The organism is Streptomyces sp. NPDC026394 (assembly GCF_055567735.1).
Window position 1 is genome coordinate 177,562 of sequence record NZ_JBVHPX010000008.1, and the last position, 13,401, is coordinate 190,962.

General features: G+C 72.2%; 10 protein-coding genes and 1 pseudogene. 9 read left to right on the plus strand and 2 right to left on the minus strand.

What is annotated here, in order from left to right:
* Positions 1–285 precede the first annotated feature (285 nt).
* From ACZ4QV_RS20770 to narI, 4 genes are read left to right on the plus strand one after another with little or no spacing between them, the layout of a single operon-like run.
* Positions 286–4,029, plus strand: coding sequence for a nitrate reductase subunit alpha (locus tag ACZ4QV_RS20770; protein ID WP_467763221.1), 3,744 nt, complete (start codon positions 286–288; stop codon positions 4,027–4,029).
* Complete coding sequence (gene narH, locus ACZ4QV_RS20775) at positions 4,029–5,630, plus strand: nitrate reductase subunit beta (protein WP_467763222.1); 1,602 nt, start codon at positions 4,029–4,031, stop codon at positions 5,628–5,630. The genes ACZ4QV_RS20770 and narH overlap by 1 nt, the downstream gene beginning before the upstream one ends.
* A complete protein-coding gene (gene narJ / locus ACZ4QV_RS20780) occupies positions 5,627–6,241 on the plus strand; it encodes a nitrate reductase molybdenum cofactor assembly chaperone (RefSeq protein WP_361150566.1) in 615 nt (204 codons plus the stop codon). Before narH ends, narJ begins: the two co-directional genes overlap by 4 nt.
* The gene (gene narI / locus ACZ4QV_RS20785) at positions 6,238–6,948 is read left to right on the plus strand and encodes a respiratory nitrate reductase subunit gamma (RefSeq protein WP_361150564.1); all 711 of its coding nucleotides are present in this window, start codon (positions 6,238–6,240) and stop codon (positions 6,946–6,948) included. The genes narJ and narI overlap by 4 nt, the downstream gene beginning before the upstream one ends.
* A gap of 174 nt (positions 6,949–7,122) precedes the next feature.
* On the opposite strand, the gene ACZ4QV_RS20790 is transcribed toward narI, so the two are convergent.
* Positions 7,123–7,998: an RNA polymerase sigma factor SigF gene (locus ACZ4QV_RS20790; protein WP_361637777.1), complete on the minus strand. Its 876-nt coding sequence runs from the start codon at positions 7,996–7,998 to the stop codon at positions 7,123–7,125.
* A 284-nt stretch (positions 7,999–8,282) separates the two neighbouring features.
* Between ACZ4QV_RS20790 and ACZ4QV_RS20795 the strand changes: the two genes are divergently transcribed.
* From ACZ4QV_RS20795 to ACZ4QV_RS20815, 5 genes and pseudogenes are all read left to right on the plus strand, one after another.
* Entirely contained in the window at positions 8,283–9,167 is an 885-nt protein-coding gene (locus tag ACZ4QV_RS20795) for an STAS domain-containing protein (protein ID WP_361588749.1), read from the plus strand.
* Positions 9,164–9,574, plus strand: coding sequence for an STAS domain-containing protein (locus tag ACZ4QV_RS20800; RefSeq protein ID WP_361150559.1), 411 nt, complete (start codon positions 9,164–9,166; stop codon positions 9,572–9,574). Before ACZ4QV_RS20795 ends, ACZ4QV_RS20800 begins: the two co-directional genes overlap by 4 nt.
* A complete protein-coding gene (locus ACZ4QV_RS20805) occupies positions 9,558–10,046 on the plus strand; it encodes an ATP-binding protein (protein WP_361150557.1) in 489 nt (162 codons plus the stop codon). The genes ACZ4QV_RS20800 and ACZ4QV_RS20805 overlap by 17 nt, the downstream gene beginning before the upstream one ends.
* An 11-nt stretch (positions 10,047–10,057) precedes the next feature.
* The gene (locus ACZ4QV_RS20810; protein ID WP_361616534.1) at positions 10,058–11,059 is read left to right on the plus strand and encodes a SpoIIE family protein phosphatase; all 1,002 of its coding nucleotides are present in this window, start codon (positions 10,058–10,060) and stop codon (positions 11,057–11,059) included.
* A gap of 572 nt (positions 11,060–11,631) precedes the next feature.
* Positions 11,632–12,792, plus strand: a pseudogene (locus ACZ4QV_RS20815) (PP2C family protein-serine/threonine phosphatase); the annotation flags it as partial.
* Here ACZ4QV_RS20815 and ACZ4QV_RS20820 read toward each other — a convergent pair.
* Positions 12,784–13,221: an ATP-binding protein gene (locus ACZ4QV_RS20820; RefSeq protein WP_361150552.1), complete on the minus strand. Its 438-nt coding sequence runs from the start codon at positions 13,219–13,221 to the stop codon at positions 12,784–12,786. The pseudogene ACZ4QV_RS20815 and the gene ACZ4QV_RS20820 overlap by 9 nt on opposite strands.
* Positions 13,222–13,401: the final 180 nt, after the last annotated feature.

The window sequence follows — 13,401 nt, forward strand, 5'->3', positions numbered from 1 at the left end:
GGCATGGTGCGTACGGCTCCGTCGGGCGGGCGCTCCCGGAGCGGCCGGGGATCAGCAGCCGTAACCGGCCCTCGCGCACCCTTCGCCTCATTTTTCGAACGCGAGAACGTGTCATTCAGGTATCCCTGCGGCAACCACGGCAAAGCACGGGGAAAATAACTTCCAGACCTGGCCAACTGGCGAAAAAGTGCCCCTGTTTCCGCCCGGCGCGGGAGGAATCTGGGGGCGTTTCGTGGAGTGGCGTGCCGAGCGAGTCCGCCACACGGCCCCGGGAGGAGCCCTCGTATGTGGCGTGGCAGGGCAAAGGCCGAACGTGCCGCGGCGGACGCGGCCGAACGGCTCATGGCGGCCGGCCGGCTGCTGAGCCGGGCGCCGGTTTCGGCGGACGGACGGGCGGTTTTCCGTACGGATCAGGGAGTGAATGACGCGCCTTACCGGGAACGGTGGGCCCACGACAAGGTGGTGCGTTCCACTCACGGGGTGAATTGCACGGGCTCCTGTTCCTGGCAGGTGTTTGTCAAGGACGGGCTCATCACCTGGGAGACACAGGCGACGGACTATCCGACGACGGGTCCGGACCGCCCGGAGTACGAGCCCCGGGGCTGCCCGCGCGGCGCGTCCTTCTCCTGGTACACGTACTCCCCCACCCGGGTGCGCCACCCGTACGCGCGCGGCGTGCTGGTGGAGATGTACCGGGAGGCGCGGGACCGGCTCGGCGACCCGGTGGCGGCCTGGGCGGAGATCACCGGCGACCCGGAGCGGCGACGGCGCTACCAGCGGGCGCGCGGCAAGGGCGGGCTGGTGCGGATCGGCTGGGACGAGGCGCTGGAGATCGCGGCCGCCGCCCATGTGCACACCCTGCGGGCGCACGGCCCCGACCGCATCGCGGGATTTTCCCCGATCCCGGCGATGTCGATGGCCTCGCACGCGGTCGGTGCCCGGTTCATGTCGCTGATCGGCGCGCCGATGCTCTCGTTCTACGACTGGTACGCGGACCTGCCGATCGCCTCGCCGCAGGTCTTCGGTGACCAGACCGACGTTCCGGAGTCGGGTGACTGGTGGGACGCGGCGTACCTGATGCTGTGGGGCTCCAACGTGCCGGTGACCCGGACGCCGGACGCCCACTGGATGGCCGAGGCCCGCTACCGCGGCCAGAAGGTCGTGGTTGTCTCCCCCGACTACGCGGACGCGACGAAGTTCGCCGACGAGTGGCTGCACCCGCATCCGGGCACGGACGGGGCGCTGGCGATGGCGATGGGCCATGTGATCCTGCGCGAGTGCTTCGTGGACCGGCAGGTGCCGTACTTCACCGACTACGTGAAGCGGTTCACGGACCTGCCGTTCCTCGTCGGGCTGGAGGAGTTGGAGGAGCACGGGGCGGGAGAGACGGATGGGGAGGGAAGGAAGGGAGCGGCAGGCGGGTCGGGTGCGGAAGGGGTGACGTGCGCAGCGGCCCGGGTGGTGCCGGGCCCGTTCCTCACGGCGCGGGACGCCGGGCTGGCCCCGGACGCCGACGCGGAGGCCAGGCGCTGGATGCCCGTCCTCGTCGACGCGGTCACGGGCGCCCCCGTCGTACCGGCCGGGACGCTGGGCGACCGCTGGCGCGCGGGCGGCGAAGGGCGCTGGAACCTGGACCTGGGCGAGGTCGATCCGCGGCTGAGCCTGTACGGGCGGCCGGACGCGACCGTGGCGCGGGTGGTGCTGCCGCGCTTCGATCAGGAGCGGGGCACGCTGGAGCGGGAGGTTCCGGCCCTGCGTGTGGGCGGGCGGCTGGTGACCACGGTCTTCGACCTGCTGCTGGCGCAGTACGGGGTGGGGCGCGCCGGTCTGGGCGGGCAGTGGCCCGGCTCGTACGAGGACGCGGACGTGCCGTGCACTCCGGCATGGCAGGAGACCCTCACGTCGGTGCCGGCGCGGGCCGCGGTGCGGGCGGCGCGGGAGTTCGCGCGGACGGCGGAGCAGACCCGGGGCCGCTGCATGATCGTGATGGGGGCGGGCACCAACCACTGGTTCCACTCGGACACCATCTACCGGTCGTTCCTGTCCCTGCTGCTGCTCACGGGGTGTCAGGGCGTCAACGGCGGCGGCTGGGCCCACTACGTGGGCCAGGAGAAGGTGCGGCCTTACGCGGGCTGGCAGCAGTTGTCCACGGCCGCCGACTGGGTGCGCCCGTCCCGGCAGATGGCCGGTACGCCGTACTGGTACCTGCACACCGGCCAGTGGCGGTACGACCGGGCCCCGGCCGACGCGCTCGCCTCCCCGGCCGGCCGGGGCCTGTTCGCCGGGCAGCACACCGCCGACCTGGTGGCCCGCTCGGCCCGCCGGGGGTGGATGCCGTCGTACCCCACCTTCGATGCCAATCCGCTGGACCTCGGGCGGCGGGTCCGCGAGTCCGGCGCCGACCCCGGCCGGTGGGCCGCGGACGAGCTGGACGCCGGCCGGCTCTCCTTCGCCTGCGAGGACCCGGACGCGCCGGCCAACTGGCCGCGGGTGCTGACGGTGTGGCGGGCCAACCTGATCGGGTCCTCGGCGAAGGGCAACGAGTACTTCCTGGGACACCTGCTGGGCGCCGACGACGACGCGAGCGCGCAGGAGGTACCGCCGGAGGCCCGCCCGCGGGATGTCACCTGGCGCGAGGAGGCGCCGCGCGGCAAGCTCGACCTGCTGCTGGCGCTGGACTTCCGTATGACGTCCACGACCTTGTTCGCCGATCTCGTACTGCCGGCCGCGACCTGGTACGAGAAGCACGACCTGTCGAGCACGGACATGCACCCGTACGTGCACGCCTTCTCGCCCGCGATCAGCCCGCCCTGGCAGGCCCGTACCGACTTCGAGATCTTCCACGGGCTCGCCCGGGAAGTCGGCCGGCTGGCCGCCGGGCACCTGGACACGGCCTGCGACCTGGTGGCCACGGCCCTCCAGCACGACACGGCGGCCGGTGAGGCGCCGCCCCCGGGGCCGACGGCGCCGCGCTACACGCTCGTGGAGCGGGACTACACCGCGATCGCCGACCGGCTGGCGGCCCTCGGCCCGCTGCCACGGGAACAGGGCATGACCGTCAAGGGCGTCACCGTACAGGCCGGTCCGGAGACGGACTGGCTCGCCAAGCGCTGCGGTACGGCGGCCGACGGCACGGCGCGCGGCCGGCCGCTGCTCGACACCGACGTGAAGCTGTGCGAGGCGATCCTCGCCCTGTCCGGCACCACCAACGGCCAGCTGGCCGCCGAGGGATTCCGCGCGCTCGCCGGGCGCTGCGGCTCCGGTCGCGGCCTGGAGGAACTGGCCGCCTCGGTCGCCGAGCGGCGCGTCGTCTTCGCCGACACCCAGGCCCGTCCGGTGCAGGTGTCGGCGAGTTTCGAGTGGTCGGGCAAGGAGGGCCCGGAGCGCCGGTACGCGCCGTTCACGATCAACACCGAGCACCGCAAGCCCTGGCACACCCTCACCGGCCGTCAGCATTTCTACCTCGACCACCCGTGGATCGCCGAGTTCGGCGAGCAACTTCCCGTCTACCGGCCGCCGTTGGACCTGGCCGCGCTCGGTGAACAGCCGCTTCCCGGCGCCTCGGCGGAGCGTTCGGTGACGGTGCGCTACGTGACGCCGCACTCCAAGTGGTCCATCCACTCCGAGTACCAGGAGAACCTGCTCATGCAGACCCTCGCCCGCGGCGGCCCGGTGATCTGGATGAGCGTGGCGGACGCCGAGGCCGTCGGCGTGGCGGACAACGACTGGATCGAGGCGGTCAACGCCAACGGCGTGGTCGTCGCCCGGGCAGTCGTCTCGCACCGGATGCCGCCCGGCACGGTGTTCATGTACCACGTGCAGGAGCGCCTGGTGAACGTGCCGCTGTCGCAGACCACCGGGCGGCGCGGCGGGGTCCACAACGCACTGACCCGGCTGCTGATCAAGCCCACCCACCTCATCGGCGGCCACGCCCAGCTCTCCTTCGCCCCCAACTACTACGGTCCCACCGGCAATCAGCGCGACGCGGTCACCACCATCCGCCGCCGCTCCCAGGAGGTCAGCTACTGATGCGCGTCATGGCGCAGATCGCGATGGTCATGAACCTCGACAAGTGCATCGGCTGCCACACCTGCTCGGTCACTTGCAAGCAGACCTGGACCAATCGTTCCGGCACCGAGTACGTGTGGTTCAACAACGTCGAGACCCGGCCCGGCCAGGGCTACCCGCGCGCCTACGAGGACCAGGACGTCTGGCAGGGCGGCTGGCAGCGCAAGCACGGCCGGCTGGTGCCGCGCAGCGGCGGCCGGGCCCGCCGCCTGGCCCGGCTGTTCGCCAACCCCCGGCTGCCCACACTGGACGCGTACTACCAGCCGTGGACGTACGACTACGGCATCCTGACCGACGCGCCGCTCGGCGACCACGTGCCCACCGCGCCGCCCCGCTCCCTGACCGACGGCCGGCCCACCGCCGTCACCGGCGGCCCCAACTGGGACGACGACCTCGGGGGTGGGCCCGCGCACCTCGCCGGTGACCCCGTGCTGAAGAAGATGAGCGAACAGGTGCGCCTGGAGTACGAGCAGGCGTTCATGTTCTACCTGCCGCGGATCTGCGAGCACTGCCTCAATCCGTCGTGCGTGGCCGTGTGCCCGTCCGGCGCCCTCTACAAGCGCATCGAGGACGGCATCGTCCTGGTCGACCAGGACCGCTGCCGCGGCTGGCGGATGTGTGTGACCGGCTGTCCGTACAAGAAGGTCTACTTCAACCACCGCACCGGCAAGGCCGAGAAGTGCACCCTGTGCTATCCGCGTCTGGAAGCGGGCGAGCCCACCGTGTGCTCCGAGACGTGCGTGGGGCGGCTGCGCTACCTCGGCGTCATCCTCTACGACGCCGACCGGGTCGGCGAGGCCGCCGCCACCCCCGACGAGCGGGATCTGTACGAGGCCCAGCTCTCCTGCTTCCTCGACCCGTCCGACCCCGAGGTCGCCCGCGCCGCCGAAGCCGCCGGCATCCCGCACGCCTGGGTCGCCGCGGCCCGCAACTCACCGGTGTACGCGCTGATCAGTACCTACCGGGTGGCGTTGCCGCTGCACCCGGAGTACCGCACCCTGCCCATGGTCTGGTACGTGCCCCCGCTGTCCCCGGTGGTGGAGTCGCTGACCGCCACCGGGCACGACGGTGAGGATCCGGCCAAACTGTTCGCCGCCATCGACGCGCTGCGGATTCCGCAGGAGTACCTGGCCCACCTGTTCACGGCGGGAGACACGGCACCGGTGGAGGCGGCCCTGTGCCGGCTGGCCGCGATGCGTGCGCACATGCGGCGCGCGAACCTCGGCGAGGAGCAGGACCCGGCGATCGCCGCCTCGGCGGGCATGACCGCCGCGTCGCTGGAAGCCATGTACCGGCTGCTGGCCGTGGCCAAGTACGAGGAGCGCTACGTCATCCCCACCGGCTACGCCGTCACCGGCCCCGACGCCGCGGACACCGGCTGCAGCCTGGAGGGCGCGGGAGCGCCCGGCATGTACGACCCGGAAGGCTTCCACGCCCCGCCCGCCGCGCCGCCCCGGGCGGAACACGCGGGCACCTCGCTGCGGGACCGGGTGAACCTCCTGAACTGGAACGGCCGCGGCCGCCCCGCCGGCCTCTTCCCCCGCCGGCGAGGAGAGTCGTGAACGCCCCACTCGTCCACCAGGCCGCGTCCCTGCTCCTGTCCTACCCCGGGCCCGACTGGCCCGCCCGGCACCGGATCGTCCGCGCCGCCCTGCGGCCGGAGACGGGCGGAGCGGCCACTCTCCTGCTGCGGTTCTGCGCCCGCGTCCAGGACGTGCCGACGCTGGCCCTCGCCGCGCAGTACGTCACCACCTTCGACCGCAGCCCCCGCCGGACCCTGCATCTGACGTACTACACCGACGGCGACACCCGGCGGCGCGGCGCCACCCTCGCCCGGATCAAGGCGCGTTACCACGCCGAGGGCTGGCAGCCGGCCCCGGACGAACTGCCCGACCACCTTCCCCTGATGCTGGAATTCGCCGCCCGCGTCCCGGCGGCCGGCCGCGCCCTGCTGCACGAGCACCGGGCCGCGCTGGAACTGCTGCGCCTCGCCCTGGAGAACCACCGCAGCCCGTACGGCGACGTCCTCGACGCCGTCTGCCGCACGCTGCCCGGCCCGCGCCCCGCCGACCGGGCCGCCGCCCGCCGCCTGGCCCGTACCGGGCCCCCACCCGTGGAGACCGTGGGCCTGGACCCGTTCCCCGGCTCCGAACCCCGAGGAGCCCGCCGGTGAACCCCCTGCACACCGCGCTGTGGGGCGTGCTGCCCTACCTCGTCACGACCCTGCTCGTCGCGGGCACCGCCTGGCGATACCGCTACGACCGTTTCGGCTTCACCAGCCGCTCCAGCCAGTTGCACGAGAGCACGCTGCTGCGCATCGGCTCGCCGCTGTTCCACTACGGACTGCTGTTCGTCGTCGCGGGTCATCTCACCGGCCTGCTGATCCCCGAGACGTTCACCGAACGCGTCCACATCCACGAGTGGCTCTACCACGCCAACGCCCTCGCGGTCGGTGGTGTGGCCGGGCTGGTCACCACGGCCGGCCTGGCCGTGCTGATCTACCGGCGGCTCCGTGTCCCCGCGGTGCGTGCCGCCACCCTGCGTACCGACCGCGTTCTGCACCCGCTGCTCGTCGCAACCCTGGTCGCCGGGCTGGCCGCCACCGCCACGACCACGAGCGACCATCCGTACGACTACCGGCAGGGCGTCTCCGTCTGGTTCCGCTCGCTGTTCACCTTCAGCCCCGACGTGCCGGTCATGGCGCACGCGCCGCTGGTCTACCAACTGCACGCCCTGCTGGGCCTGGCGCTGTTCGCGCTGTGGCCCTTCAGCCGTCTCGTCCACGCCTTCACCGCGCCCGTCGGTCATCTGTTCCGCCCGTACGTCGTCTACCGGTCGCGCGGTGCGCGGGGGAACGGCGCCGGGCGCGTCCGCCGGTGAGGGGGTGGACAGTTGTCCGAAGCGCACCGGGGCGGATACATCGGTTCGGTGGGGACGCAGTGGGTACACCGTTCACAATGAGGCTTTTCACCCCCATTGCGGCACGACCCGCCTGCCGGTACCCCGCGCCGGACGCAGGGCGCCGGGCGGCGTCACCGGCCCGCCGGCGTACGGCTACTGGTCCAGTAGCCCCTTCCGCAACTGGTCCAGGGTCCGGGCGAGCAGCCGCGAGACGTGCATCTGCGAGATGCCCAGCTCGGCGCCGATCTGAGCCTGCGTCATCTCCTGGACGAAGCGCATCTCGATGATGCGGCGCCGCCGGTCGTCCAGCTCGTGCAGGAGCGGGGCGAGCGCGTTCAGGTTCTCGACCAGCTCCATCGCCGGGTCGTCGTCGCCCATGACGTCGGCGATGGCGCGGCTCTCACCGGCCGCGCCGGAACCGTCGCCGGTGCCGTCCAGCGAGCCCGCCGTGTAGCCGTTGCTGGCGGCGATCGCGTCGACGACCTCGTCCTCGGCGATCTTCAGGTGGGCGGCCAGTTCGGCGACGGTGGGTTCGCGGCCCAGGTCGGCGGCGAGCTTCTCACCCGCCCTGGACAGCTCGACCCGCAGTTCCTGGACCCGACGGGGGACGTGCACGGCCCAGGTGGAATCACGGAAGAAGCGCTTGATCTCACCCACGATGTACGGGACGGCGAAGGTGGAGAACTCGACCTCGCGCGAGAGGTCGAACCGGTCGATCGCCTTGATCAGTCCGATGGTCCCGACCTGGATGATGTCTTCCGCGTGCCCGAGGTCCTGCCCCCGGCCGCGGAAGCGGGAGGCGGCGAACCGCACCAGTGAGAGATTCATCTCGATGAGGGTGTTGCGCGCGTACTGGTACTCGGCCGTCCCCTCCTCCAGCTCGGCCAGCCGGGTGAGGAACAGCTTCGACAGTGCCCGGGCGTCCCGGGGAGCCACCTTGGTCGCGTCCGTGACGCGGGGCAGTTCGGGCGCCTGCGGCGCCCGCTCCGCCTTCACCGTCTTCGCTGCGCTGTCCTGCACGGCAAGCATGGTCACGTCTTCACCCTTCACAGTACGTACGGTCAGGTGCACCTGCCCTAGTCTTAGGTGTTCAACCCTTGCCAGTGGGAAACAGTTGCTCATGGGGGTGACGGACGGCCGACCGGACAGGGCCGGGGGAAGCGGCAGGGGTGGTCCGGCCGCTGTGCCGTTGTCCGCTCTCGGTAACATTTGCCGTACGGCAATCGAAGATCGCGTGCGGTTGAATACGCACCGCACGGGCAGCACACCATGCGCGCTTGTGCTCCCACCAACCACCGAGAAAGGACCATGGGTTGAGTTTCACCGAGGCCGCGGCACGCGAGCGTGTCATCGGCACGCTGCGCGCAGAGTCCGACACCGTCTCCGACCGCTGGGTGCAGTTGCAGCTGGCGCAGGACGAGATGCGCGACATCGTCAACGAGAGCGAACTGCGGGAGGAGGCGGACGCCTTGCTGGGCGCCCTCCTGCGGGGGCTGGAGAGCGACGTCCCGGCGAATCGGGTGGTGGCCACCGACCGGCCGCTGCGCCAGGCCGTGATCGATCTCTCCATGCGCAGGGCACGGAACGGCGCCATGCCGACCGTCACCTCGCTGGCCGTCCTCTCGCTCAAGGAAGCCCTCCTGGAGGCGGTGCAGCGCCAGACCCGGGACTCGGAGGAGCTGTTCGTCACCGCCGTACTGATAAACCGGCTGTTGGACCGCGCCGGCACGCTCTCCTTCGAGACGTACGTGGAAGGCCGCGAGGAGATCATCCGACGGCAGAGCCGCCAGCTCCTGGAGGTGTCCACACCGGTCGTCCGGCTGTGGCGCCAGGTGCTGGCCGTACCGCTGATCGGCACGCTCGACACCACCCGTACCCAAGTGGTGATGGAGAACCTCCTGGAGGCCATCCAGCAGCACGAGGCACTGGTCGCCATCATCGACATCACCGGCGTGCCGACCGTGGACACCGCGGTCGCCCAGCACCTGATGCAGACCGTCAACGCGGTACGGCTGATGGGCGCGGACTGTGTGATCAGCGGCATCCGGCCGTCCATCGCGCAGACCATAGCCCAGCTCGGCATCGACCTGTCGACCATCCTGACCCGCACCACCCTCGCCGACGCGCTGGCCGCCGCCGTCAAACTCACCGACGAGGCGTCCGCCCATACGTCCACGGGCGTGCAGGAGAAGCGATGAACGCCCGGCCCACGGCCGGAGTGCCCATCCTCAGGCTCGGTGACGTCCTGGTCACCGGGTTGCTCAACGAGCTGGACGACGCCACGGTGGTGGCCTTCACGGAGGAGCTGACCACCCGCATCACGGCCGACCGGGCCCGCGGCGTGCTCATCGACATCTCCCGCCTGGAGATCATCGACTCGTTCGTGGCGCGCACGCTGATGGAACTCACCACCATGGCGCGGCTGCTGGGTGCCCGGGTGATCGTCGCGGGTATGCGTCCGCCGGTGGCCATGACCCTGGCCGAACTGGGACTGCGCCTTGCCGGAGTAGAGACCGCCCTGAATACGGAACACGGCATGGCGGCCCTGGGCTGGCATCGGAGTCCCCGTCCCTCAGGAGAGGCACCACATGACGGGACCCGGTGAATACAGTGGTACCGGCTTCACCGGTACCACCACGCTGAGCGGTGACAGTACGGAGCAGGCCGGTCTGCCGACCGAGCCCACGGTGCTGCACGTGCGCAGCGAGCAGGACCTGCTCGCGATCCGGCACGCGGTGCGTGACGCCACCCTCACGGTGGGTTTCAGCATCGTCGACCAGACACGGGTGGTCACGGCCGCCAGCGAGCTGGCCCGTAACGCCTACGTCCACGGAGGTGGCGGCACGATCAGGATCGAGTACCCGACCCGCCCCGGGGCGGTGGGCCTGCGGCTGACCGTCGGCGACGCCGGCCCCGGCATCGCCGACATCGACGCGGCGCTCACCGACGGCTACACCACCGGCGCGGGTCTCGGACACGGGCTGGGCGGTGCGCAGCGCCTGATGGACGAGTTCGAGATCCGCACCCGGGAGGGTGGCGGTACGACCGTGACCGCGACGCGGTGGGCCGACCGTTGACCCTGCCCCTCGTGGTTCACCCGACGGCGTACATCCCCGTCGACCACTACAGCGCCGTGCACCTGGCCGCGCAGACCGCGCGGTCGGTCGCCCAGCGCTGCGGGCTCCAGGGGGCGCTGCCCGACCAGGCCGCGGTGATCGCGTCCGAACTGGGCAGCAACCTCGCCAAGCACGCGGTCGACGGGGCACTGTACGTCCAGGCCCTGCCGCTGGGCGTCGGCGTGGAGATCATCGCCGCGGACCGGGGGCCGGGAATGGGAGAGTTCCAGCGCTGCCTGGCCGACGGATACACGACGACCGAGACGCTCGGCGCCGGCATGGGCGGCGTCAACCGCATAGCGACCAGCTTCACCGTCCGTACCCGCGAGCCCGGCGGCACCGTGGCCTGTGCCCGGCTGACGCCGCCCGAGGACGTGGACGCCGGGCGCCGGGCGATCGGCGCCGTCTGCCTGCCCGCCGAAGGCGAGGAGGCCAGCGGCGACGCGTGCGCGGTCGCCGAGACCGAGCAGGGGCTGACCTCGATCGTGGTCGACGGCCTCGGGCACGGCCCCGAGGCCGCCGAGGCGGCGCAGCTCGCGCTGCGCACCTTCGCCAGGGTGCCGGACCAGCCGCTGCCCGGTCTGCTGACCACCGTCCACCGCGCGCTGCGGCGCAGCCGGGGCGCGGCCGTCGGACTGCTGCGGCTGCACGCCGGACGCGCCCAGTACTGCGGCGTCGGCAACGTCCGGTGTCTGACGCTCTCGCAGCAGGACATCCGGAACCGCCTCACCGGACAGCCCGGCGTGGCGGGGCTGGAGATGCCGCAGCCGCTGGTCCGCGAGATCCCGTGGGAGCCGCGCCTGACCGCCCTCCTGCACACCGACGGCATCGACCACCGCTGGGCGTACGACCCGGACCCCTTCCTCCTGCGTCTGCCCGCGCCACTGCTGGCCACGGCCCTCGTGCACGGCCACCGCCGCAGCCGGGACGACGCGACCGTACTGACCGCCAACCTTCACCAGAGACTCTCGTGAGACGCCACACTTTCCATGCGCTGCCGCCGCTGCGCCACGCCGTACGCCGGCTGGGCGCGGCCAACGCCCTGCCCGTCGAGACCCGGGCGCGCCTCGTACTGTCCGTGAGCGCGTTGGCGGACTCGGTGATACAGGCCGGGTACGGGGTCACGCTGGAGTCGTCCCGTACGTGTGCGACGGATCGTTCCTCCTCGGGCGGTCCCTCAGACGCGGACTCCCGTGGTCCCGGTGGGGCGCCGGGGAGCGCCGCCGGTGGTGCGGTCGGTCCTCAAGACGCCGAGGGGCCGGGTGACGGTTCCCGCTGCGGTGCTTCCCGCGGCCGCGCTTCCGGCGACGGGGGTTCCCGGGAGGGACGCGGGGCCGGGACCGGGAACAAGGCCGGCGCCGAGGCCGGAGGCGGGACCGGAGCCGGGCCCGCTGCCAGGGTTCCCCGGGCCCGCTCGGGCGACGAGGGCGCCACGTCGGCTGCTGCCCGGGATGTCTCGGGCGTCTCAGGTGCCTCGGACACCTCGGGCGTCGCCGAGGGTGCCGCCGTCCCACCCGCCGCGAACGCCCCGGCCGGCCCCTCCGCCGCTGCCGCATCCGGTTTCCTCGCCGTCACCCTGCGCACTCCCGCCCCCGTGCTCGCCCCGCCCGCCGACGCCACCCTGCTGCTCCCCGCCGAGGTGTCACCCGACGCGGCCACCTGGCACGTACCGCTCCCGGCCGGGACACCGGAAGTCCGCATCCCCTCGGGACGCGGGCCGGACGACGCGACGACGGGCGGCAGCGGCCGGCGGCGCGACAGCGGCCCCGCGCCCCTGCCGACGGGCGCCTCCGACGGCAACGGGGACGGCACGGCGACCGATCCGGCCACCGAGAACCGCCTCCTGGAGGAGGAACTGCGGGTCGCGCTGGCCCGGGTGGACTCCCTCGCCGCCGACCAGCGCCGGCTGACGCACGAGCTGGCCGAGACGAACAGCGGGGTACTGGCGCTCTACGTACAGCTGGAGGAGCGCGACGAACAACTGCGCACGGCCCACGGCCACATCCTGCGCGAGCTGGAGGACGCGCTGCGCCCGCCGCCGATCGCGGTGGACGGGCTGGAGGTCGCCGTCCACTACGCGCCGGCCGGTACCGACGCCCCCACCGGCGGGGACTTCTACGACTGGTTCACGCTGCCGGACGGGACGGTGCACATCACCGTCGTCGACGCGCTCGGACACGGCGTACGCAGTACGCGCAGTGCGCTGAACGTCACGCACGCCGTACGGACCCTCGCTCTGGAAGGCCACCCGCTGAAGTCCATCGTGGCCCGGACGGACGAGATCCTCGCTCCGTTCGACCCGGAGCTGATGGCCACGGTGCTGCTGGCCCGGATCGACCCGGCCGGCGGGGATCTGCTGCTCGCCAACGGAAGTCATCCGCCGGCTCTGGTCGTGCGGGCCACCGGCGGGGAAGAGTATCTGGAGGTCCGGGGGCGGGGGGTGGGCTACCCGTTCCCCGGCAGCGAGCGGCTGCTGCACGCGAAGCTGGACGAGGGAGACCTGCTCGTCCTGTACACCGACGGACTGACCGAGAGCCGCCGGGACCCCAGGGAGGGCGAACAGCGGCTGGCCGAGAGCGCGCGGCGGCACCGCGACCGGCCCGTCCAGGAGATCCCCGGCGCCATCGCCGAGGACATGCACACCGTCATCCTGCACTCCGACGACACGCTCGCCCTGGCCGTCCGGCTGTCACCGCGCTCACGCTGAGCGCTTGCCCTCCCGGGCGACGACGGCGCTGACGGTCTTGCCCTGGGGAGAGGTCTCCACCGAGGTGGAGACGGCGAGGCGGCGGACCATCGGCCATCCGAAACCGCCGCCCTCGCCGCGTACGTCCGGGTTGCGCTCACACGGCGGGTGGGGGCTGGCGTCGGCCACGGCCACCGTGACGGTGCCGGGGGCGGCCGTCAGACGCAGCGTGCAGGTGTGGGTGAGGGTGTGCCGGACGGCGTTGGTGACCAGCTCGGAGACGATCAGCACGACGGCGTCGGACGCGTCCCGGCCCGGCGGCGGTCCCAGACCTTTCAGGAAGTCGACTGCCACGTCCCGTGCGACGGCTGCCGCTTCGGGGGTGTTCTCCAGCGTCACCACCAGAGGGGGCGCAGCGGAAACCCTGTGCGGGGCCGTGGCGCTGCTCATCGGGCTCACCTCGTTTCCCGTTGGTCCGTAAGGCGTACAAGTAGGCAGCTTTCCCGCCGGAGAACGACGCAATCCACCCCCATGTCCAGGGAACCGTACGTTCCCCGTGGGTGTTTCACCGACCCCGGCGGGCTACTCGTAAGCGCTGCCCCACAGACCGCGTACCCCGTCCGGCCCGGG